The 24,235-nt window shown below is 48.9% G+C and carries 16 protein-coding genes and 1 tRNA gene; 8 read left to right on the forward strand and 9 right to left on the reverse strand.

Annotated elements, in window-relative coordinates; translation table 11 throughout:
- The first annotated feature begins 69 nt into the window (after window positions 1–69).
- Window positions 70–2,925 carry an excinuclease ABC subunit UvrA gene (gene uvrA / locus C1H71_RS04570; protein ID WP_130105509.1) on the forward strand — a complete coding sequence of 952 codons (2,856 nt, stop codon included), beginning with the start codon at window positions 70–72 and terminating at the stop codon, window positions 2,923–2,925.
- Between the two features lie 179 nt (window positions 2,926–3,104).
- Here uvrA and C1H71_RS04575 read toward each other — a convergent pair whose 3' ends face one another.
- The 5 genes from C1H71_RS04575 to C1H71_RS04595 all read right to left on the reverse strand — a co-directional run bounded on the left by C1H71_RS04575 (window position 3,105) and on the right by C1H71_RS04595 (window position 7,578).
- Window positions 3,105–3,701, reverse strand: coding sequence for a 3'-5' exonuclease (locus tag C1H71_RS04575; protein ID WP_130105510.1), 597 nt, complete (start codon window positions 3,699–3,701; stop codon window positions 3,105–3,107).
- Window positions 3,698–5,491, reverse strand: a complete 1,794-nt coding sequence (locus C1H71_RS04580) for a putative nucleotidyltransferase substrate binding domain-containing protein (protein WP_130105511.1) — start codon at window positions 5,489–5,491, stop codon at window positions 3,698–3,700. The genes C1H71_RS04575 and C1H71_RS04580 overlap by 4 nt, the downstream gene beginning before the upstream one ends.
- Window positions 5,492–5,878: 387 nt before the next feature.
- Window positions 5,879–5,971, reverse strand: a tRNA-Ser gene (locus C1H71_RS04585).
- A gap of 103 nt (window positions 5,972–6,074) precedes the next feature.
- Window positions 6,075–7,070, reverse strand: coding sequence for a type II secretion system F family protein (locus C1H71_RS04590; RefSeq protein WP_130105512.1), 996 nt, complete (start codon window positions 7,068–7,070; stop codon window positions 6,075–6,077).
- Entirely contained in the window at window positions 7,063–7,578 is a 516-nt protein-coding gene (locus C1H71_RS04595; RefSeq protein WP_130105513.1) for a hypothetical protein, read from the reverse strand. Before C1H71_RS04595 ends, C1H71_RS04590 begins: the two co-directional genes overlap by 8 nt.
- Window positions 7,579–7,782: 204 nt before the next feature.
- Here C1H71_RS04595 and recC point away from each other — a divergent pair, with 204 nt between their 5' ends.
- On the forward strand, window positions 7,783–11,112 hold the full coding sequence (gene recC / locus C1H71_RS04600; protein ID WP_130105514.1) for an exodeoxyribonuclease V subunit gamma: 3,330 nt from the start codon (window positions 7,783–7,785) through the stop codon (window positions 11,110–11,112).
- Between the two features lie 163 nt (window positions 11,113–11,275).
- Here the strand turns inward: recC and C1H71_RS04605 are convergent, their stop codons facing one another.
- On the reverse strand, window positions 11,276–12,007 hold the full coding sequence (locus C1H71_RS04605) for a pseudouridine synthase (protein WP_130105515.1): 732 nt from the start codon (window positions 12,005–12,007) through the stop codon (window positions 11,276–11,278).
- Window positions 12,008–12,332: 325 nt separating this feature from the next.
- On the opposite strand from C1H71_RS04605, the gene C1H71_RS04610 reads away from it, so the two are divergent.
- Window positions 12,333–13,442, forward strand: coding sequence for an HD-GYP domain-containing protein (locus tag C1H71_RS04610; protein WP_130105516.1), 1,110 nt, complete (start codon window positions 12,333–12,335; stop codon window positions 13,440–13,442).
- Window positions 13,443–13,511: 69 nt separating this feature from the next.
- Here C1H71_RS04610 and C1H71_RS04615 read toward each other — a convergent pair whose 3' ends face one another.
- Window positions 13,512–14,432, reverse strand: coding sequence for a LysR family transcriptional regulator (locus C1H71_RS04615; protein ID WP_130105517.1), 921 nt, complete (start codon window positions 14,430–14,432; stop codon window positions 13,512–13,514).
- Window positions 14,433–14,563: 131 nt separating this feature from the next.
- On the opposite strand from C1H71_RS04615, the gene C1H71_RS04620 reads away from it, so the two are divergent.
- The 5 genes from C1H71_RS04620 (at window position 14,564) to C1H71_RS04640 (ending at window position 21,066) form a co-directional block, all read left to right on the forward strand.
- Window positions 14,564–15,508: an NADP-dependent oxidoreductase gene (locus C1H71_RS04620; protein WP_130105518.1), complete on the forward strand. Its 945-nt coding sequence runs from the start codon at window positions 14,564–14,566 to the stop codon at window positions 15,506–15,508.
- A 530-nt stretch (window positions 15,509–16,038) separates the two neighbouring features.
- Window positions 16,039–16,740 carry a substrate-binding periplasmic protein gene (locus C1H71_RS04625; protein ID WP_188053585.1) on the forward strand — a complete coding sequence of 234 codons (702 nt, stop codon included), beginning with the start codon at window positions 16,039–16,041 and terminating at the stop codon, window positions 16,738–16,740.
- Window positions 16,741–16,742: 2 nt separating this feature from the next.
- Entirely contained in the window at window positions 16,743–17,504 is a 762-nt protein-coding gene (locus C1H71_RS04630) for a substrate-binding periplasmic protein (protein WP_223145987.1), read from the forward strand.
- Between the two features lie 221 nt (window positions 17,505–17,725).
- Entirely contained in the window at window positions 17,726–19,933 is a 2,208-nt protein-coding gene (locus C1H71_RS04635; protein WP_188053587.1) for a sensor histidine kinase, read from the forward strand.
- Between the two features lie 143 nt (window positions 19,934–20,076).
- The gene (locus C1H71_RS04640) at window positions 20,077–21,066 is read left to right on the forward strand and encodes a GGDEF domain-containing response regulator (RefSeq protein WP_130105522.1); all 990 of its coding nucleotides are present in this window, start codon (window positions 20,077–20,079) and stop codon (window positions 21,064–21,066) included.
- 348 nt (window positions 21,067–21,414) lie between these two features.
- On the opposite strand, the gene C1H71_RS04645 is transcribed toward C1H71_RS04640, so the two are convergent.
- Entirely contained in the window at window positions 21,415–22,242 is an 828-nt protein-coding gene (locus C1H71_RS04645; RefSeq protein WP_130105523.1) for a substrate-binding periplasmic protein, read from the reverse strand.
- Between the two features lie 649 nt (window positions 22,243–22,891).
- Window positions 22,892–24,229 carry a gluconate transporter gene (gntU, locus tag C1H71_RS04650; protein ID WP_130105524.1) on the reverse strand — a complete coding sequence of 446 codons (1,338 nt, stop codon included), beginning with the start codon at window positions 24,227–24,229 and terminating at the stop codon, window positions 22,892–22,894.
- Window positions 24,230–24,235: the final 6 nt, after the last annotated feature.

The following is a 24,235-nucleotide window of genomic DNA, read 5'->3' on the forward strand; positions in this document are numbered from 1 at the left end:
TCCAACACGCTTTTGACAGGAAAGTCCGGTATATTATCCGATTCCTCTTTACTGCAGATACCGGCCTTTATGTCGTACCGTCGTATCGAATCATCCGAAGCCCCGCAAATTCGTATTCGCGGCGCTCGCACGCACAATTTAAAAAACGTTAATCTCGACCTGCCACGCGGCAGTTTAGTTGTGATTACGGGGCTTTCTGGCTCGGGCAAATCGTCTTTGGCGTTTGATACGCTCTACGCCGAAGGCCAGCGTCGCTATGTGGAATCGCTGTCGGCTTATGCGCGGCAATTTTTACAATTGATGGAAAAACCCGATGTCGATCTGATTGAGGGCTTAAGCCCAGCGATCTCCATCGAGCAAAAAGCCACCAGTCATAATCCGCGCTCCACCGTTGGCACGGTAACCGAGATCCACGATTATCTGCGGCTATTGTTTGCCCGCGTCGGCACGCCATATTGCCCCGAGCACAAGCAGCCGCTGCAATCGCAAACGGTCAGCCAGATGGTTGATCACGTATTAGCGCTGCCCGAAGAAACCAAGCTGATGATTCTGGCTCCGGTTGTAGTCGGCAAAAAAGGCGAAAACGTCGATCTATTTGACGAGCTACGCGCGCAAGGCTTTGTACGGGTTCGCGTGGACGGCGAAATCTGCGAGCTGGAAGAAACGCCTAAGCTGGATAAAAACAAAAAACACACTATCGAAGTAGTGGTTGACCGGCTAAAAGTGCGCGAAGACATTAAGCAGCGTCTGGCCGAATCCTTTGAAACCGCGCTGCGCCACGCCGAAGGCCGTGCAATTGCTTTAGAAATGGATAGCGGTAAAGAGCACTGGTTCTCCGCCAAGTTTGCCTGCCCAATTTGTAGCTACAGCCTGCCAGAGCTAGAACCTCGTCTGTTCTCATTTAATAATCCGATGGGCGCCTGTCCTAAGTGCGAAGGCCTTGGCCAGATCACCTTCTTTGACCCTAAGCGTGTGGTGGCTCACCCTGATTTAAGCCTAGCGGCAGGCGCGATTAAGGGCTGGGATAAGCGTAATCAATTTTACTTCCAGATGCTGACCAGTATTTCTGAGCACTATGGCTTTGATGTCAGTGAAGCATGGACAGAGCTGACTGCCGAAGTACAACAAGCGGTATTACACGGCTCAGGTACTGAGGAAATTGCTTTCACCTACATGAACGAGCGCGGCAATAAAGTATCGCGCTCGCATGCTTTTGAAGGGATTATCCCCAACTTAGAACGCCGCTATGTTGAAACCGATTCAATGGCCGTGCGTGAAGAATTAGCCAAGTATCAAAACAACCAGCCCTGCCCGCATTGCGAAGGCGCAAGGCTAAGGGTTGAAGCGCGTAATGTGCGCGTCGGCGAATGTAATCTGCACGAAGTCAGCAAAATGGCGCTGAAAGAAACCGCTGGCTATTTTGCGGGCTTAACGCTCACTGGTGCTAAAGCGCAGATTGCCGAAAAAATTGTTAAAGAAATCCGTGAACGCTTAGGCTTTTTGGTCAATGTGGGGCTGGATTACCTTAGCCTTGATCGCAGCGCAGATACGCTTTCGGGCGGCGAAGCGCAGCGGATTCGCCTTGCCAGCCAGATTGGCTCTGGCCTAACCGGCGTCATGTATGTGCTGGACGAGCCGTCGATTGGCCTGCATCAGCGCGATAACGACCGCCTGCTCGGCACGCTGCGCCATCTGCGCGATCTAGACAACACCGTGATTGTGGTTGAACACGATGAAGACGCAATCCGCATGGCCGATTATCTGGTTGATATGGGCCCAGGCGCAGGTGTACATGGCGGTGAAGTGGTGGCAGCGGGTACGCCAGAAGACATCATGAACGAGCCACGCTCGATCACTGGGCAGTTTTTATCGGGAGCTCGCAAAATCGCGATCCCAGAGGTTCGCCGCAGCCCAGACCCAGACAAATGGCTGTCGCTGAAAGGTGCTTCGGGTAATAACCTGAAACAAGTTGAGCTTAAGCTACCGGTGGGCTTGTTTGTTTGCATCACCGGCGTATCAGGCTCGGGTAAATCTACGCTGATCAACGACACGCTTTACACCATCGCCGCGAAAGAACTCAACGGCGCATCGGGCGAGCCAGCACCGTTTGAAAGCATTACAGGGCTGGATCACTTTGATAAGGTGATTAACGTCGATCAATCACCGATTGGCCGCACCCCCCGCTCTAACCCTGCTACCTATACCGGCATGTTTACGCCGATTCGTGAGTTATTTGCCGGTGTACCCACCAGCCGTGAACGCGGCTATGGGCCTGGGCGCTTTAGCTTTAATGTAAAAGGCGGCCGCTGCGAAGCGTGTCAGGGCGATGGCGTACTCAAGGTAGAAATGCACTTTCTGCCAGACGTGTATGTGCCTTGCGATGTTTGCCACGGCAAGCGTTATAACCGCGAAACGCTGGAAGTGCTCTACAAAGGCAAAAACATCACCGAAGTATTGGGGATGACAGTAGAGCAAGCACTGGCGTTTTTTGAAGCCGTACCTACGGTGGCACGTAAGCTCAAAACATTGACCGATGTAGGCTTGGATTACATCCGCTTAGGCCAAAGCGCCACCACATTGTCTGGTGGTGAAGCACAGCGCGTGAAGCTGGCGCTGGAGCTATCTAAACGCGACACTGGCCGCACGCTGTATATCCTTGATGAGCCAACCACCGGCCTGCATTTCCACGATATTGACCAACTGCTGACGGTGCTGCATCGCCTGCGTGAGCACGGCAATACCGTGGTGGTGATCGAACATAATCTGGATGTGGTAAAAACTGCAGACTGGGTGATTGATCTAGGGCCAGAAGGTGGCGCGGGTGGTGGGCTTATCCTGATGAGCGGCACACCGGAAGAGCTAGCGGCTTGCACCGAAAGCCATACTGGGCAATATCTGGCTAAAACCTTAAATATGTGGAAATAACCACCAGACTAGAGGCAAACACAGACAAGGCTCTAAACAGGGCTTTCTCTGTGCTCTCTGTGGGTAAAAATTTATTCCATGCTTACACAGAGCGTAAAAGCGAACGGTTTTGATCCTCCCTGCCTTATCTTCCTTTCATGGCATTCCCTTAAGCGCTGAATCCCCAAAGCCACACCACGCTAAGCCCGCAACTTTAAAAACACCATCGCGGCCAATAAAGCGTCGTTGACTGGATTGTGCCGAGGCAAATCAGGAATATCTAGCGTTTGCAATATATGGCTAAGGCTAAGATCCACATCTGGACGGTGCGCGCTCACCATTCGATCATAAAATAGCCCAGAGATATCAATCGCCGCATTCGGCAGCGCTACGCCTAGCTTTAAGCTGCGATTAATCACCGCCAGATCAAACTCTAGATAGTAGCCCACGATAGGCCTGGGCCCGATAAAGTGCAGCAGCTGCGCCAAGGCGTCTGATAACGCTATTCCACCTTGCACGTCTTGGTGGCGTAAACCGTGCACGGGAATGCTGGCTGGGTCGATTTGCCCTGCGGGCTTAACCAGAACCTTCCATGTTTCTGAAAGAAAAATGCGCTGATCCTTTATGAGAATCGCCGCAATGCTGATAATTTCAGCCAGCTTTGGATCTAAACAGCTCATTTCACAATCTAAGCTGACATATTCCCCCGCCGGTGGCTTATCCCATAAAAATGCAAATTGTGGATCACGTAAGGCGGCCAGTTTGCGGGATCGCCGCCAGTTTTGCAGCCAATTCATAGCATGCCTAACTTAAAATGATGGCTAATCAGTTGGCGAAATTGCTTCACCACCCCAAGCGTATCTTTAAGCAACTCTCGCTCTAAAGTGGTGAGCTGTGCCGGATCAAGCAAATTATCGATCGGCTTATCCATCGCCAGCCTAGCCAGCCCTAATTTAAGCTGCAAGCCCTGTAAAAACGCCAAAGATTCGCTCATATCACGGCCAAAACTCTCGTTTAAATACCCGAGCGCAATCAGGCATTGAATCCGCCGATAGCTATTTGTTTCTTTAATTTGATATTGCAAAGCCAAGCTGCGTACGCCATGCACCAGCGGAAAAATACCGCCTTTTTTTAAATCTAAGCAGTTTTTATCCGCACCAGCGTGGGTAATTAAGCGAGAAAACAAATTAATTGGCGTGGCAAATTGCTCTACAGGAAATGCAAAGCGGGATAAAAAAGCCGCGCTATCTGCCACGCCTTGAGTTAAATAATCGCGTAACTCATCAAATAAAGCACTCTGCCCACAAACAGGCCGAGCATCCTGCCAGATCGCCATATTCATCACGTTTTCACTGCTGGCAGAGCGGCTCCATTCATCCATTTTCCGCTTATAAGCCGTCACGCTTTGCCGCCAAACGGGATTAGAAACCATCACCTCGCCGGGGCACGGCGGATAGCCTAATTCAATTAAGTGAGCGGTAAAATCATCGCAAACCCGCTGCAAATCTGGATGCTGATAACCATCGGCAATAATCAGCGCATTATCCTGATCGGTATTTAAAATCTGCTCACCCCGCCCTTCGGAGCCTAAAACCAGCAGGCACACATACGGCAGCATTTCCGGCGGGGCCAACAAGCTAAAGAGCTTACTCAATAATCGATGGCGAATTTCGGCCAGCAGCTCAGCCAATAAAGTAATCTTCATACCATTGCGGTGCAGGGAAATAATCAGTTGCTGCGTGCTTTTAACCGCAGCCTGCAGTGCGCCCGGATGGTGAGCTCGGCCAATTTGGGCGGTAATGCTACGCGGATTATTTGCCAGCGCCGACATGAGATCAATCTGTTCTAGTACGCCACAAATCTGCTCGTCTTCCTGCACAATCAGCCTTTGTACCGAATGGCGCATCATCAGCAGCATGGCGTGGTGCAGATCATCCTCGGCCTTTACACAAATCAGCTGACGGCTAATATGGCGGTATATGGCTTCCTGCTGCGCATCCAGCCCATCCGCCACCACATTGCGTAAATCGCTCTGGGTAAAAATCCCCACCCCTGATGCGTCCTGCACCAGCACTGCGCGGCTATGCATGCTTTTCATCAGCCTTGCGGCATCCAGCACAGTGGCGCTTTCCGCCAGCCAGCAAGGCGGATGCAGTACAGCATCCCCTACCCGTGGCTGCAGCTCTTGCAAGGGGTGATCTAACGCGGCCAGCTTGCGGGCAACATCCGCATAAAAGAACGCAGCAAACTGGCTATTGCCATCGCTGATTTTCATCACCACATCGCGTTTAATATGCCAGAGCAGGGTGTCCTCAACCGCCCGCAAAGTACAACAAGCCTTAGCACTCAGCAGCGATTTGCTATCCAGCACATCAAAAGCGCCGTAAAAAACCACCTCATCCCCTGCCCCTTCTTCACTGACTAGCCCTTTCATCACCACCAGTAGCGCATCCACCTGCTGCCCTAGCTGCTGAATAGAATGGCCCGCTGCAAAGTAGGAGATATCCAGCGCTGCAGACAAACGATCGCGCTCAGCAGCAGTCAGGCAGCTAAAAGGTGAACGATTAAAATCAAAGGATGCAGTCATAAATCCCCCTATTAGCTAATTTTAGCCTTACTAGAGGAAAAAGGGTGCTAGCAACCAGTCGGACTTAGACGGTCGAAGCGAAAAATCGCATGGTCGAGACCAGATTTTGCCGGATTTGCAGCGCCAATAACGAGTTATTGGTCAAAAATCTAGTGAAATATAGGCCGATCAGCTGATTTTGCAGCTGACTGATGCTAAGTCCGACAGGCTACTAGGTAGTATGCAAAACAAGTAGCGATCAGCAGAAGCCATACTTCAGACGAAAAAAAGCCCTTGATTAACAAGGGCTGTTTTCTTATGCAAGCAATGCAACGGTATTTAAAACCCACTCAATGCCGAATGTTGCTTACCAATGATTTACCGGACTCTGCCAGTGCAAACTGCACTTGGCGGAGAGCAAGGGATTCGAACCCTCGATACAGGTTTTGCCCGTATGCTCCCTTAGCAGGGGAGTGCCTTCGACCACTCGGCCAACTCTCCATCAAGACTGCGAATCATACCTAATCACTTACAATTTAGTCAATCAAACTGTCAAAATTCCGCAAAAAAATACATTTCAATATTGCTCTGCCTCTTTTTATCCTTACAAATCAGTGGGTATCTGCGGTGCGCCGCTCCCCACTACCATGCCATAAGCCATCCACAGCATCAGTAAGCCATACATAATCCTTGGAAACCACTCGGCCACTTTGCTTTGAAAATCCGCGATGGAAGCACTTTCCATATTCACATGCCGCAGCAGCATTTCAGGCAAAGTACCGCTGGCCTCCCCTGTTTGCACAAAGCCCATCACCCGCTCTTCCCCTAAAAAAGACTGATGATCCAGCGCTTTAGCTAAGCTATCGCCGCGCTGCATTTTGGGCAGAATACGGCTGTATTCGCTGCGGATCAGCTGATTATGAATCGCCCGATTCGCCTTAGGCAGGGCATCAAACATCGGCAGGCCCGCTTCCAGCATCAAGGCCAGGCTTTCAAAAAAATCCCGCGCATTGCGCCGCACATGCATTGCTCCGAATAGCGGCATTTTGATCAACAGCATTTCAAGCTGCAGCCTTAAACGCGATGGCCCCGTGACTTCCAGCCAATCCGAAATCCCTCTGAACAAAGCATAGAGGCTGATAAAAAACAGTATTGGCCGCAGGCAGCGCCACAAATAAGCAGCCGAGCTAAGTGTGCCCAAAACCAAATCAGGCAAAGGTTGTACGAGTAAAGCCAGCACAAACACCACGATGGGCAGCATCATTTTGGAGCGCATCTGCTTGCTTAATCTGGCTTTCAGCGTATAGCGCTCAGCCAAGCGAAAGTAAGTACGTGCCGGGCTGCCCGCGCTAATCGCCGCATGCAACAAATCCGCTTCCAAATCGCTAAACAAGCCAGCCATCCGCCCTGCCGCCGCCACATCCTTCCCCCGCCCCAGCCACTTACGCGCCTCATCCACTCTAGGCTGGGCAGCTTTTGCCAGCCGCAGCGACAAAAAAGCCTGCGCCACCGGCAAGCCCGCTTTCTCCATCGTTGCCAGATGGGTAAACAAATCGGCACGGATGGCGTCGTTTAATGGGGGGAGTTTGGGGTTAGGCATGGGGTAACTTTTGTAAAAACCATGAATAAAACCCTGATTTTTCTTTCGTGGGTGTGTTGAATATTTCACTAATAGGTATAGGCAGCTTATTTAATTCTTTTTTAATTTTTGGCATAATTTCATCTCTAAACGCAATAAATCTATCACTCTCAGCATATTGTTCAACAGCATCGTTACGATTAGATCGCAAATAAAAACAATACTGATAAACTCTTTCGTAATATTTATTAATAAAACGAGTTGTTTTTTTATTAAAAAACTTATGCACATTTACATTATAATCAGAAAAAGCAACAACATATTCTAAATCTATGCTTGTATCTTCTCGCGTAACATGTCCAACAAGTATTTCAAAAGCTCTTACGGTTAAAACTGCGTTATCTAATTTATTTGAAATTTCAAGTTGATTAGCACTTTTCCTTGCAAAATAAACAGCAGGAACTCCAACGAGAAAAGTAGAAAAAGGGCCTGCCCACTCAAGGATCAATTTCATTACATCAGTAGTCATATATTTCCTTATATTTTATTAAAAATAGTTTCAGTACATTCTGAAACTATTTCAATTAAAACACGAAAATATTTTATTTCAAGCCCTTGCTTTATTTGATTTCCATGCATTGGCCAAATTTTTATCAAAAAACACCTGCCCCTGCTGCATTCCCCCCCACTTTCCGCTACCCTCTCCTCCAAGCCCATTTAATAAGACTTTCCCGTGCTGCATCTATTCCAATCCAACCGTATCGATGTTCTGCTGGCGGCGCTGGCGCATCAGTTAGAGACTTCTCCTTTGGCTTCCCCTTTCGAGCAGGAAAAGATTGTGGTGCAGTCTAAGGGGATGGGGAGGTGGTTGAATTTTCGCTTGGCAGAAAAGCAAGGGATGACGGCGCAGATGGGCTATCCGCTGTTGGCGTCTTTTTTCTGGGATTTAATGCAGCGCACGCTAGGTGGCAATCTGCCGAAAAAGTCGCCGTTTTCGCGGGAGATTATGGGGTGGCGGGTGTTGGCTTGGCTGGATTCGCAGCCCAATGCGCCGGTGCTGCTTAATTATCTGCGCGAAGGCGGGGATTTTCGGCGCTTTGAACTCGCCACGCGGATTGCCGATGTGTTCGATCAGTATCTGGTTTACCGCGCCGATTGGCTGCTGGCTTGGGAAAAAAATCAGAGCCTAGGGCTGGGGGACGATGAGGCTTGGCAGGCGGCGCTGTGGCGCTATTTATCTAAAGACGAGCTGGATATTCGTGTGGATGGCGGCCATCGCGGCGCTTTGCTGGCAGCCACCCACAAGCGGCTGCTCGACCCGCGCCCGCTGGATTTGCCCAGCCGTGTTTCGCTATTTGGCATATCCAGCCTGCCGCCGGTGTATATGGAGATTTTGCGCGCGCTATCCAAGCGCTGCGAGGTGTTTATCCATGCGCTTAATCCTTGCAGTATTCCATGGGGTGAGATTCGGGATCAGGCCGAGATAGCGCGGCTCTCTGATGGCTATGACCCGGATGATTTATATCTGGAAGTGGGTAATCCGCTGTTGGCGGTGTGGGGTAAGCAGGGACGGGAGTTTTTTAACCAGCTGATTGCCGAGCCAGAAATGATGGAATATTTCACGCCCTTTCCCGGCAACCATGAAACGCTACTGCAAACACTGAAAAGCGATGTACTGGAATTGGTCGCCCGCTCACCAGAAACCGCACAAAGGGTAGCGCTAGACGATAAATCGCTGCAAATCCACGTTTGCCATTCAGCCATGCGCGAAGTAGAAGTACTGCATGATCAGCTACTGGCTTTATTTGAACGGGACGCCAGCTTAAGCCCTGCCGATATTGTGGTTTTGATGCCGGATATCGAACATTACATCCCCTATATTGAGGCGGTCTTCGGCCGCACGGGGATAGATCCGCGCCCCAAGGCCAATCAAACCCCGCACGTCCCCTTTGCCATTGCCGATCGCAGCCTGCGGGATTCCGCCCCCTTAGCTCAAGCCCTGTTAGAGCTACTCATACTGCCGCAATGCCGTTTTGCCAGCGATTGGATGATGGCACTACTGGATATTCCCGCCATTGCCCGCCGCTTTGAAATCCCCGTCAGCGAGCTGCCTACAATTCATCGCTGGATGAATGAGCTGGGCATTCATTGGGGCAGAGACGGCGAGCATAAGGCCGAGCTAGGCCTGCCACCTACCTTTGAGCACACTTGGCGCTTTGGGCTGGATAGGCTGTTGCTAAGCATTGCTCTACCCGCTGGCGTGGCCCACCATGCTGCGCCGCTGTTTGCCGGAACCCTGCCGGGCAGCGGTGTGGCGGGTAATCAAGCGCAGCTAGCGGCAAGCTTAGCCGCCTTTGCTGAAACGCTGTTTGCCCAAGCCCAGGCCCTATCAGGGGATCACACCCCAGCAGAGTGGCATATCAAGCTGATTGCTCTGATTGAGGCCCTGTTTGCGCCGGACGAGACCGATGAAAAAGAAGCACTCTTGCTAGCCGAGCTGCGCGAGCAAGTGATCGAATTTGCCCTGCAAAGCCAAGAGGCTGGCTACGATGCACCAGTGGATTTATCCGTGCCGCGCAGCTGGCTCAATGGTGCGCTGTCCGGCAAGATTCCTAGCGGTGGATTTTTAACCGGCGCGGTGACGTTTTGCGCTATGGTGCCGATGCGCTGCCTCCCCTTTAGAGTGATTGCCTTGCTAGGTTTTAATGACGGCGCTTTTCCGCGTGAATCGCGCCCACCGGGCTTTGATTTGATGGCGCACAACCCGCAGTACGGCGATCGCTCACGCCGTGCCGATGATCGCTATCTATTTTTAGAAACGCTGCTTTCAGCCAGCGATGTGCTGTATCTGAGCTATGTAGGGCGCGGCATCCAGGACAACAATCGGATCCCACCATCGGTAGTGGTATCCGATTTAATTGATGCAGTCAGTAAAAGCTTTGTGCTGGAAGACGCAGCCCCCATGCCTGCGCTGGGCAATGAGGCGCTGAAATGGCGGCGCTTAGAGCGGGAACGCCTGCTCGCGCATCTGATTATCGAACATCCCTTGCAGCCCTTTAGCCCGCGCTATTTTAAAGACCAGCGGCTGGTAGCCTATTCGCCACTGTGGTTTATCGCCGCCTCGCAACTGGGCCAGCCACAAAGCGCGCCTTTATCGGTGCTAAGCGAGACCTTGCCGCTACCCGAGATGGAGCCGATTGCCTTTGTAGATTTCCTCGCTTTTTGGCGTAACCCAACCCGCTATTTACTCAGAAATCGCCTCGGTATTCGCTTGGCAACAGAGGCCGTCGAGTTTGAAGGCAATGAGCCATTTAGCCTTTCTTTCTCTGCCAAAAGCGAACTAAACAGTGTGATTTGGCAATCCTTAGAGCAGGGCTGGAGTGCGGATGCCATTGCCACTGGCCGCGCTGCTGGCCTACTGCCACACGGCGGTTTTGGCAATATCAGCGCCGCCAAACAATCTGCCAGCATGATTAAGCTGTACAACACCGCCGAGCCACTGCTTCATGATGTGCCGCTTGCGCCGTACTCTTTCCGCTTTGAGTTGTCAGGGCAGATTTTGACTGGTGCCTTGCATCAGTTACGCCCTAATGGCCAAGTGATGATCTGGACCGATCACAGCTCACCGATTGAGCTGATCGCCTGCTGGCTAAAGCACCTGGCACTCTGTCTTGCCAGCCCAGAAGGCGTGGCGCTTGAAACCCGCATCGTCAGTCAAAAAGGTCATTGGCGTTTTGCCCCGCTCACCAAGCCAGAAGCCAGCCACCAACTAGAAAAATGGCTGCAATATTACTGGCAGGGCCAAGCTGAGCGCCTGCCCTTTGCCACCCGCAGCAGTGCCAAATATGCCGAAGCGCTTTATACAGACGATGACAAAACCAAGGCAGATACCGCGGCCAGAGAATCTTGGCACGGTAACAGCCTGCGTGGCTTTAGCGGGGAAGAAAGCGAGCCGTGGTATGAAATGGCTTGGCGTGGGCAAAGCTTGCTGAGCGATGAGGGATTTGCCGAGATGGCGAATACGCTGTTGCTAACGATGTATCAATGCAGGGAAGAACTATAAGGCAAGGCCCAAGATCAACATTTGAGCTTTTAAAAACAATAAAACCGTCAGGCTCGAACGTTTTATTGGGAACCCAGCAACTCTACTGGATCTCCGATAAAACTATTCGGGGATGACGATCATGGCGTGAGTACAAAGAGATAAAGCGAGTTCTTAGATCCGCTTAAAACCGCTCTTCCATCCGCAAATAACGCCATTGACCTACAGGTAAATCAGATAGCGATACACGGCCAATACGCAGGCGACGAATGCCGATCACTTTTAAACCAACTAATTCGCACATACGGCGAATCTGACGCGGGCGGTTTTCGCGCAGTACAAAGCGCAATGCATCTTCACTCTGCCAGCTTACCTTAGTTGGCTTGAGGCGCTCTTCATCTAGGCTTAAGCCATTATTAAGCTGCTTCATGCCTTCATCAGATAAAAAGCCTTCTACCTGCACCACGTATTCACGCTCTACATCTGCATCCGACATCAGCTTTTTAGCAATTCGGCCATCTTGCGTCAGCACCAACAAGCCTGATGAATCTACATCTAGGCGGCCAGCTGGGGCCAGATTATGCATATGTTTTTTGAGGAAAACGATGCCTGATTTGTCGGCAATAAAACGTGTTTCCGCTTTGATCAATGTCCAAGCTGGGCGATCGCCCGGCTCAGCAGGGCCAGAAACATAGCCAACAGGCTTATGCATCAGAATGGTGGCACGCTCAGCTTGGAATAAAGTAGCTTGGCGCTCTAGGGTGATTTTTTGCTCGGGAACAACACGGCTGCCCAGCGTGTTCACCACCACGCCATCGACTTTTACCCAGCCTTGTTCAATAAATTCGTCGGCCTCGCGGCGTGAACACATGCCAAGTTCAGTCATGCGTTTGGATAAGCGGATGGATTCAGTCATGGTCGTGAAACTTTTCTTAAGAGCAATCTGCCATTGTACCCGTTAAGGCAAAAAAAAACGCCACCGATTCGGTGGCGCAAATACATACAGAGGAGAGAGATGAAACAACATCGAAATCAATTCAATGCAAAGATTCCGTTTCAGCAGCCAGCATTCTAAATGCTGACGCCTGCAGCGTCGTTGCAGAATTAACATCCTATACCGCGAATATTACCCAGCAAATACAAGCTAAAACTGCCGCTGCACAGATTAAAGCCCAAATTTGAATATCTTCTGCAGTAATGGCGAATTATGCTTAAGCTATATAAGCCCCAAGGAGCTCGCCATGAACTACGACAGCTTACTCGTTCCCAAAATACACGATATCAACACTTTCCAAGATTTTCGGGAAAGCCTAGGGGATTTAGCGCCGCGCATTGAGCAAATCATTGCCGAGCTAAAGCGTGACCCAGGCAAAATGATATTAATCTCTGATTTATTCCGCGCCTTTCACAATATAAAAGGGGATGCTGGATTATGCCGAGTAGAGTTTGTTATTCCCTTAGTGCATGGAATAGAAACGCTACTTTCTAGAATGCGCGCAGGTGAAATTCAACTCACTGAGGTGCTCTCTGAAGTACTGCTGCTGACCCTAGATAGGCTAGAGCAAGCCGTAGAATCGCTTAGCAATAATGCTTCTGCCAGTAGTTTGCACTTACCCACACTGGCACGTGGCTTAGATGGCTTATCCACTTTGCAAGCCGAAGAGCTTGATCCCGCTTGTTCTCGGCTGATTGAAGCGGTAACAGGCTTTAAACATGCCGCTGTTGTTGTCATGCCTGATCGCTCACGCAATGAAGTGGAGCGCTCAAATGAAGAGCGTAGCCAAGATTTGCGTTTTTTCCGCAATATGGCACTGCAATTAGAGATGCGCTCACCCTTATTTCGTGGCCGAACCGCACGTAATTTGCAATTAGCGTTAAATACAAATAAAGCCGCGGGCGGCGTTGTTTCTAGCACCCAGCTAGAGGCTGCCGTTTATATGCACGATGTTGGCATGATGTTTTTGCCTGAATCACTATGGTTAAAAATTGGAAGAATGACCGATGCCGAGCGGGCCCAACTGATTGATCACCCAGCTTGGGCCGCCGGTTTATTGAGCCGTATGGATGGTTGGCATGATGCATCAACCATGTGTTTGCAGCACCACGAAAACATCAACGGCACGGGTTACCCCAATAAACTCAGTGGCAACGATATTGTGCCGGGCGCAAAAATCATAGCGCTGGTCGATGCTTTTGAAGCCGTCATGCTCAAACACAGCCATCGTGGGCAAAATAAATCTGTATTGCGGGCCATTGCAGAAGTCAACGCATCTGATCTGCAATTTGATTCAGACTGGATCGAGCCATTTAACCGCGTTATTCGCACCATGATGGAAAACGGCGGCTTGTAAAAAACCACAGCGCCTTCGAAAGCGCCCCCAAGAGATGATGAAACTTGATCCCTCCTTATTTGGGTTTCACTATCGGGGCGCTGCTAATCTAGGCGCAAATTCGCTGACGATAAACTCAACCAAGGCCGTCACTTTGGCGGGCAGCCAATCCCGTGCGGGGTAGACGGCATACACAGGTAAGCCCACTGCTAGCTGGTAATTAGGCAGCAGCGCCAGTAATTGGCCACTGGCAAGCGGTGCGGCCAATAAAGCGCGGTCAATCAATAATAAGCCTAGCCCATGGATGGCTGCATCGACCAAAGCGCAAGCATCATTCATCGCTAAAGGCCCCTTTACCCGTACTTGCTCTTCCCCCAATACCCCAGAAAAAGTCCATAGATTCATAGCGCGCGAGCCATTTTGGTAATAGAGGCAAGCATGCTGCGCCAGATCACTCGGTGTTTGTGGCGTGCCGTGTTTTGCCAGATAGGCTGGGCTGGCAACCAGCTGTAACTGCAATTCACCCAGCTTACGCGCAACCAGGGATGAATCTGGCAAATGGCCCACTCGAATAGCGATATCGACTTGCTCTGTCGTTAAATCCACAAAGCGATCTTCTAATTGCAAGAGCAAATCAACTTCTGGATAACGCTGGGAAAATAAGGGCAGTAAGGGGACTAAATGCACCCGAGCTAACGACGACGAGCAGCTTACTTTCAGCCGCCCACGCACGTTCTGCCGATAATCATCGGTAATCGCATCGATATTACCCAACGCCGCAGCCACCGTTTGCGCCTCTTGCCAGACCCGCTCGCCTAATTCGGTCAGTGCTAGCTTGCGCGTTGTTCTTTGTAATAATTTTGCGCCAAGCTGAGCTTCAAACCGTGCCAGCTGCTTACTCACCGACGAGCGATTTAGGCCCAGCTCCTGGGCGGCCCCGGTTAAACTGCCATGACGTACCACGCAGGAAAACAGCGCCAAGCCTGGCAAAGTATCTAGAGAAAGAGTCATCCATGCTTCCTTTAACGTTGCGAGCTGATTGATTCTACTGAGGCAACAATGTAATGCCTTTGTCAGTACTAATCAATCCAGCGATTCATCGATAAACTAGCCCCATTCACTTACCCACTGGAAGAATAAAAATGACAACAAGCATGCAAGCCATTCGCCAACACAGCTACGGCCAACGCGATGTATTACAGCTAGAAAACGTTCCAATGCCTCAAATTAACCCTGATGATGTATTGATTCGTGTCCACGCAGCTGGGGTTAATCCAGTGGATTGGAAAATCCGTGAAGGCTATTTGCAATCCATCATGTCTCATGAAATGCCGCTCACTTTAGGCTGGGATGTAGCGGGTGAAATTGTTGCCCTAGGCGAGCAAGTCACAGGCTGGCAGATCGGCGATGCCGTGTATTCCCGCCCAGAGATTGCCCGCAATGGCGCTTATGCCGAATTTGTTGCCGTTAGAGCCAGCGAAATTGCCAAAAAACCCAAAAGCCTAGACTGGCAACAAGCCGCAGCCGTGCCTTTAGCCGCGCTAACTGCATGGCAAGCGCTATTTGAAATAGCCCAATTGCAAGCAGGCGAGAAAGTACTCATCCATGCCGGAGCAGGCGGTGTGGGCTTGTTTGCGATTCAGCTCGCCAAGTGGCGCGGTGCCGAGGTGTATACCACCACCTCCAGTAAAAACGCCGAATTGGTCACCGCACACGGTGCCGACCATGTGATTGATTACACCCAAGCCAACTTCGCAGATTTACGCGATCTGGATGTGGTATTTGACACCATGGGTGGTGATATTCTGGCCCAAAGCTGGCAGACACTAAAAGCAGGTGGCCGCCTTGTTTCAATTTGCGATCAGCCCGATACGGCTACCGCGCAAAAACACCATGTGCACGGGCATTTTTGCTTTGTGCAGCCCAATGCCGCTCAGTTAAGTGAAATTGCTGCATTGCTTGATGCCGGACACATCAAAGTGGTGATCGACAGCGTGTTCCCATTAGCCCAAGCCGCCCTTGCCCATGAGCGCAGTGAAAGCGGCCGAGCCCGTGGCAAGATTGTACTGCAAGTCGCTCAGGGCTAATCCCTAGCAGCCTGTCGGACTTAGCATCAGCCAGCTGCAAAATCACCTGATCGGCCTATATTTCACCAGATTTTTGACCAATAACTCGTTATTGGCGCTGCAAATCCGGCAAAATCTGGTCTCGATCATGCGATTTTTCGCTTCGACCGTCTAAGTCCGACAGGCTGCTAGGTAAAACGTCGTCACTCCCGCTTGTGGGTGACGACGTTTTTATTAGGCCTGCAATTTCAAAACGTAATTCAAGCCACATTCTTAAGCCTATCCTACGCAAGATATAGCGATTTTTTACCCGATAATTTCAATGTATAGGCATGCTGCTGACGCCATTCCAGCGAATTCACACCCCCATTCTTTTTATATTGTCAGAAAGATATCTAAGATAAATCACCCCCATGCTTGCATGATCGCCCCTATGATCTATTCTGCTATGTGTATGAACACAAACTAGCTACTCAAAGATCCTAATCGCTGAAGTTTAATCCCCTATGAAGACCCATTCCTTCCTAGCGCTATGGCTAATCGTCTACTCCATGAATAGCCATGCAGAGAGCATTCGTGTTGTTACTGAAACAACAGCTTATTCTTATATGAAGGAAGGAAAAGTGGCAGGACCTGCCACAGAAGTGGTTGAGCTGAGCCTTAAAAAAGCAGGCATCGTCGATTACAGTATCAATATCTATCCATGGGCAAGATCGTATGATCTCGCTTTAAAAGAAGCGAATGTGCTGATTTACCTGATTGCCCGCACACCCAGCAGAGAAACAGATTTTAAATGGGTGGGTGAGCTGAGCAAACCACAGTGTTTTTTGGTCAAACTAAAAGAAAGAACGGATATCAAGGCTAATAAACTAGAAGACACAAAGCACTATTCTATTGGGGTTGTCAGAAATGATGTGCGCCATCAGTTTTTGCAGCAACGAAAATTAACCAACCTAAGTATTTCATCCCAGCAATCAGATAGCTTTAGGCAATTAGTCAATCATCAACTAGACCTTATTGTTTTATTTGATGCAGATATGCCTCGTCTCTGCCAACAGCAATCATTTGACTGCAATAAACTCGAGAAACTATTCTTACTTAATGAGCTTAGTAATGGGATATATATGGCATTTAGTAAGCAAACACCTGATTCATTAGTTAAACAAACTCAGGATGCTTTTGAAAAATTAAAAGCAGAAGGCCTAGTAAAAAAAATAATAGAACGCCCCCCTTGCCACGCTAAGAGGAGATGATCTTGCTGAGGCTAAAGTGCATTTTTTTATCGCTATTACTCAACCTAACATTTGAAGGGTTGGTTTTCGCAGAAACAATTAAAGTAGTCACAGAGGAGCTTGCCCCATATAACTATACCGAGAAAGGTGTTTTAACTGGATTTTGTACCGAAATCGTTCAAGCTATTCTCAAAGAAATAAATATTCAAGGCGATTTTCAATCGATGCCTTGGGCGAGAGCTTATGACATTGCGCTAAAAAATGAAAATGTACTGATCTATTCAATTGGTCGTACACCACAAAGAGAAATGCAATTTAAATGGATAGGCCCTATTGCTCATGCCAATAATTATCTCTTTGCTCTGGCTAGCAGCCATATAAAAATATCACAATTAGCAGATGCAAAAAAATATCAAATTGCGAGTGTCAACGCAGACATTCGCGAGCAATTTCTAGAGTCACAAGGATTTTCCAAAGGAACAAACCTGCAATCTAGCGTAAAATATCAGCATAATTACGAAAAATTAAAATTAGGCCGTGTTGATTTATGGGCAATGAATGACATAGCGGCTTATCACCTTGTTCGCCAAGCAGGTGATGATCCAGAAAAAATCCTCATAAAAACCTATAAACTTCAACTAGATGAAAGCAGATATTTCATTGCATTCAGTCATAAAACCTCTGACAAGATAGTAGACCGATTCAATATTGGACTAGAGAATATAAAAAAAAATGGCATATTAAATTTAATAAAAAATAAGTGGGCATTAGAAAATGTAGATTGAATTATTAATTAACATTCGCTTTACCATGAAAAACAAATTAACTATTTTTTGCTCATAAAAACCCAATCCTTAATTAAAAGCCAACCATGCCACATATCACTCCGTCGGATCAATCGCTTGGAAGCCGTATGGTTTTGGCCACACTCCTTTTTTGTTTTGTTTTTACACTGGGTGCAGTGGCCGTCAAAACCTGGTCTACGTGGCAAATAAACATAGCCACCATGCGTGCGGAGCTAAACCTGATCGCGCAGGTTTACCAATTCACATTAAGCAAAGCAATCTGGGAAATGGATAGAGATACGCTAAAAACTCATTTGACCAGCGCCTCTAAAATCTCAGCAGTAGGCCAAATTGTTATCATGATAATGCCTGATCAGCATGCAACAGAAACCTTTACTTTCAAGCAAACCACCTGGAAAAAATCAACTATTGCCCCCTCCCTACAACTGACTCTAAGTTACCAAGCTTTTCCCAATGCCCGTCACCAGCAAGTAGGCAAGCTGATTATTTATGGTGATGAGCACGTGTTGTGGTCACGTTTACGCGGTGAAGTAGTGTCGATTATTGTCACGCAAATTATCCAGTCCTTATTACTGGCAGGATTTATTATGCTGCTCTTTAACCGCTCTGTGACGGTGCATGTTCAACGTATTGCCCACCATTTAGCCCAATTAAGCCCTGAAAACTTGGGCCATCCTCTGGTAATGCAACGCTCTACACGGCAAGATGAACTAAGTATGTTGGTTGCTGGCGTCAACCACTTACAGCACAGCCTGCTAGAATACTTACAACAAAAGCGGCTCTACGAACAAGAGCTAGCCGAGCACCGAGATCATTTGGCCGACCGAGTGGCGGAGCGTACCGAAGAGTTATTCGCCGCCAATAAAGCATTGGGCAGCTCAGCAGAAACATTACGTCAGCTAGGTGATATTGGAAAGGAGCTAACCACCAGCCTGAATCATCACGCTATTTGCCAGACACTCTATCGGCACTTACTCGCCTTAATGCCACTCGATGCTTTTAGTGTTGCGTTGCTTGATGAGCAAGGGGATCGCTTAAACCTTATTTATTACATCGAAGACGGCAACGTCGCCTGCCCCTCATACGTGATGCTTGATCACCCCTCATCCCTCTCCGCCTTAGCCTTTCGTGAGGAGCGTGAGCTGGTTATAGCGGATGAAGCGCTGATAGAAAAAGCACCTATACCAGAAGGCATTACCCCCAACACCCCCATGCGCACTGCGGTGCTACGCCCCTTAATTGTAAACAACCAGCGTATTGGTGTGCTTTCGATCCGAAGCCATAACACCAATGCTTTTCAAGAAAGGGAGTTAGACATTTTACGCTCTACTGCAGTCTATACTGCCATTGCGCTCGCCAACGCAACGGCCTATGCAGCCACAGAAGCATCAAGAGCACAAACAGCCAATGCTTTAGAAGATTTACGCCAAGCACAAAGCCAGCTTATTCAATCCGAAAAAATGGCGGCCCTTGGACAATTAATTGCAGGCGTGGCCCATGAGATAAATACGCCGATTGGCGCGGTTAAATCTAGCGGAAAAAACATTGCCGATGCATTAAGCCACGCCTTAGAAAACCTCCCCAAGCTGTTTCAATTTCTGGATACAAATGATCAGCAGCGCTTTATGCAATTGATCAAGCACAAAGCGGAGCCTCTGCTCAGCACCCGAGAAGAAAGAAACAAAACACGCGCACTGAGCCAACAGCTGGCAGACGCTGCAATCATAAACCCACGCCACACAGCAGGGATCTTGGTTCAATTACACGCCGACAACCATCTTGCTGAGTATTTACCCCTACTCCAGCACCCTGAAAGCAGCCTCATCCTTGATACGGCTTACAGCATCGCCAGCATTATTAATAATACGGATAATATTAATATCGCGGTAGAAAGCGTCTCCAAGATTATCTTTGCGCTGAAATCCTTCTCCCGCTTTAATCGCGAAGGCGTCAGCATCGAGGCTCATTTAAAAGATGGCCTAGAAACAGTCTTAACCATTTATCAAAATCAAATCAAACAAAATATCGAACTTATCCGCAACTATCAGGATATCGAGCCCATCCTTTGTTTTCCTGACGAGCTAAATCAGGTGTGGACCAATCTCATTCACAATGCACTACAAGCGATGCAATATAAAGGCGTACTTAAGGTAGAAATCAGCCGAAGTGGCAATGACGCCATGGTGGTGATTTCTGATAACGGCTGTGGTATTGCAGAGAACATCCGCTCCAAAATATTTGACGTCTTTTTTACCACTAAATCCGCAGGAGAAGGCAGTGGGCTGGGGCTGGATATCGTCAAAAAAATCATTGCCAAGCATCATGGGCGAATCGAAGTACAGAGCGAAGTAGGCCAAGGCAGCACCTTTACTATTTACTTGCCCTACCTCGCCAACATCGCCGTTTAAACTCACTCTATCCTCGAAATAGGGCTTGAGTAGATTCAGACATGCTCTGTAAAAAACCTGCATAGCGCCTTGTTTTGGACTACAAAACAAAAATCAACTCAAAATACATATTGCTCCAGTAAAACCTAATTTAGAGATTACAAATGGCAACCATTTTATGCGTAGATGATGATAGTGGCATACTAAGTGCCCTACGCTCTTTATTGGGCCAGCGCTTAGAGCGTGATCAATTAGTTGAAATTGCCGAAAATGGGGTAGAAGCGCTAGAAATTATTGCCGAACTCGCCGAAGACGGGCTTGAGCTCAGCGTCATTATTGTTGATTACATCATGCCGGGAATGAAAGGCGATGAACTCCTCGTACGGGTGCACGAGCTATTGCCCAATACGATTAAAATTATGCTGACAGGGCAAAGTGATTTAAGCGGCGTAAAGCGCACCATCAACGAAGCTAATTTATTCCGCTTTTTAGAAAAGCCTTGGCAAAACGAAGATATCGTACTCACCATACAAGCCGCCATCAGAGCCTACGAGTTGGATCATCAGCTAGAGCTACAAAATCAAGAATTACAGCGTATCAATAATGAGCTAGAGATAATCGTGGACGAGCGCACACATGAGCTGGTCGAAAAGAATAAAGAATTAGAACAATTGGCTGTCACAGATCGTTTGACAGGCCTCTATAACCGGCTATTTCTTGATCAAGTATTAGCGCGAGAATTCAGCACACTAAGCCGCCACGGCACCACACTCTCATTAATATTGCTGGATATAGATCACTTCAAACACGTGAACGACACTTACGGCCATCATGCCGGAGACGAAGTCCTCAAAGGCATTAGCCAAATACTCAAGGGAAACGTCAGAGAGAGCGATGTCGTTGGACGCTGGGGGGGCGAGGAGTTCCTCATCCTTTGCCCTAATACATCACTCTCCGACACGCTTAAAGTTGCCGAAAAACTGCGTTTATGCATCGAACAATACGACTTCGCATCAATAGGGCGCTGCACCGCCAGCTTCGGCGTGGCCAGTTATCAGCAAGGCGACACAATGATCATGGTAGAAACACGCGCCGATAAGGCACTTTATCTTGCCAAAGATCAGGGACGTAACCGCGTGATGTCGAGTACCTGAATGAAAACCACTTCATCATTTAAATTCAGCCACTTTCGATAAAGTTGATACTCTGCCGTTGATATACTTTTGACAGGGCCCCTATTTTTTCGATAAAACCATGCGCTTTGGCTCTCGTTATTTATCTAAAAAAATAGGGACAATCAGCCGATCTTCGCAAAATCAACGTTGATTGCTGCAGTCGTGCCAGATAGTAAAGCAAAAAAACAGAGAAAATAAACGCTTCCTACCGAGCACTCATTCATCGGTTGTGCTGCGCGCCCTCAAAGACTGCGAGCAAATTCTACTTAAAAATGAGCTTATTTTTCGGGTGAACGAGCGAGCGAGGGTGCAGAGCTGCAATGTGGTTTAAAAGTCGAGCATATTAGTCACTTCGGCAGCACTGAGATAGCGTGAGTAAATGCGTTGCAAACTGCCATCTGCGCGCATGCCATTAACCAACGCCTGCCACTTTTTAGCCTCTACCTCATTGAATCGCGACTTTGCCAAAATGAGGCCGAGGTGCACACCTTTTTCCTGTGGCGTCCAATCCAGTATCGCAGCTTCTTTTTTGAAGCCCAAATCTTCAAGGCTTTTAGCATACACAAGTGGTGGGGAAAACAGGGCGTCGATATGTTTGCCTTGGAGTTTTTTAAACAGCGTTTCGATGCTGTTACTGTCTTCGACCCGCTGGCTAGCTCGCAATTGCTCCAGCCACTGGTCCTGCTGGACGCCATGCTTGAACGATCGCACCACGCCAAAGCGCAAGGTAGGCTGATTGATAAAACGCTCTGCGCTGGGCACACTGGCAGCGAGACTGGCCCGTACAACAACGTAGTTCTTCATGCTGAGGTAAGGTGCAAACCAAGCGAAAAGATCGCGCACGGGATTTTGAATGCCCGAGACGCTCATATCAAGCCCGCCATTCTCCAAATCAAACCAAATACGGGCCCGTGGCATGACCCGCATGTCAAACTTGCAAGCCGTGCGCTTTGCCAGTTCATCCACGATGTCTTTGTCTATGCCCTGGCCGCCCATATTTTCGTTGAAATAGAGATACCCATACGAATAAAACGCCAAGCGAATCGGCTTGTCCCCGCAATTCACTGGGCCGGCCTGCACCGTTGGGGGGCAGAGGCTCACCGCGAGGAGAACCAAGCAACACAGAGGATAAAAACCAATCTTTAGAAAGTGCATATCAAGGCCTTCTTAACGTGAAACAGTAGTAAGGTGCAGATCTTGCTGTCGCACATTTACTAAAATCCCAATCATTAAATAAGAAATACCTGCATATTCATTCTGCGGTACAAAACGACAAATTTCTATCACTTACCGAGTATTCGCTCCGCTCGACGGATGGCGCAGCTAACGGTGCTGTAGTGCACACCGAAAGCGTGTTCTCCTTGCTTCCGCCTCTCACCGAGTCGATGAACAAAGGCAAAGAATTTGCGAGGCATGAAGAAATTGCCAAGGCATTGCTTGCGAATTGCTATTTTGCAGATCCGTATAGCGCTTGACAACGAAGGAGTAATGAAAATACGAATGGCTTAATTCGTCCGTATTATCCGAAGAAAAAGAGTGATTTCAGCAAGGTGAGTCGCCCAGAAATTGCTCATTTGGAAAAAAGGTTAAATAATCGGCCACGAAAACGGTTGGGGTTTCGACCCCCAGCTCAGGCATTCAACGAGGGTGCGTCACTGAATGGATGAACCTACCCAGCGTTGCATTGACTATTTGAATTCACGTTTAAATTCACGAGGTTTAACCCGCTAAGCGCTTCATCAAAGGCCGCGTAGTCTCCGGCAATAAACCACGCGGCTGATCACTCAGCGAGCCTCAAAGCACTTTACAGCATACTAAACGCAGTCATTCCAACCAAAGCACCGGTCGTGCCTAAGATGGTTTCCATCACTGACCATGTTTTTAAAGTTTGTAGCTCATTAGCCCCAGTAAACTTACCGAACAACCAAAAACCAGAGTCATTCACATGGCTCAGTACGATCGATCCACCAGCAATACAAATTGATAATGCCGCCAACTGTGCGCCTGAATAAGCAGCCAGCTCAATCACCGGCAGTACCAAACCCACCGTGGTTAAACACGCTACGGTGGCCGATCCTTGAATCACCCGCACCATTGCTGCCAAGGCAAAACACGCCACAGCAATTGGCAAACCTGCACCAATCAAAGCATTACCGAGTGCTGGGCCTACGCCAGAATCAACTAACACTTGTTTAAACACACCTCCAGCGCCTGTCACCAGCAAGATAATCCCTGCTGGCTGCAAGGCAGCGCTACAGACTTCCATCACCTTATCTTTACTCATACCGCGGCGCAAAGCTAGACCATAAATGGCGAGTAAACACGCTGCCAAAATGGCAATAAAGGGATGGCCAATCAACTGCAACCACTGATAAGCCGTGCCCGTTGGATCAACAAAACGCGCCACAATGGTTTTCATCCCGACCAAAACAAGCGGGAACAACACCAGCGCCAAGCTAAAAGCAAACGAAGGCATTTGGCCCTTGCCCAAACTAGGCTCACTCACATCTGCAGGCAGCGGCAGGTGTACATGTTTGCTAATAAAGTTACCGTAAATTGGGCCAGCGAGCAGCATGCCAGGGATAGCCGCAGCCAAGCCTAAAACAATCATCCAGCCAAAATCAGCCTTCATTTGCGAAGCAAGCAACATAGCGGTTGGGCCTGGCAGCAGGAAAGCCGCTGCTGCAGCCACCCCCGCAAACAGTGGGATCGCTAACTTCACCACATTGCCACCGGTGCGTCGGGCAACGGCAAACACTACGCCAATCAACAGCACCACCGCCACGTCAAAAAACAGCGGCAGGGTGCAAATTAACCCAGCAATCCCTAAGGCATAATTAGCGCGGCTTTGCCCAAATAGGTCGAGTAATTTAACGGCAATCTGATCTAGCGCCCCCGTTTCATGCAATATTTTGCCAAACATCGCCCCCAACGCCACCACCACGGCTAAAAAGCCCAGCGTACCGCCCATGCCTTTTTGCATGGTGTCGGCAATTTTATCCAGCGGCATGCCCGAGCCTATCCCAGCAGCAATCGAGACCAGCATCAACGCCACAAAAGCATGCAAACGCGCTTTCATCACCAAAAACAGCAGCATCAAAACCGAACCAACCGCTGTAACAACCAGTGTTAATGTATCCATTTTCTC

The sequence above is a fragment of the Iodobacter fluviatilis genome (assembly GCF_004194535.1).
Taxonomy (GTDB): Bacteria; Pseudomonadota; Gammaproteobacteria; order Burkholderiales; family Chitinibacteraceae; genus Iodobacter; species Iodobacter fluviatilis_A.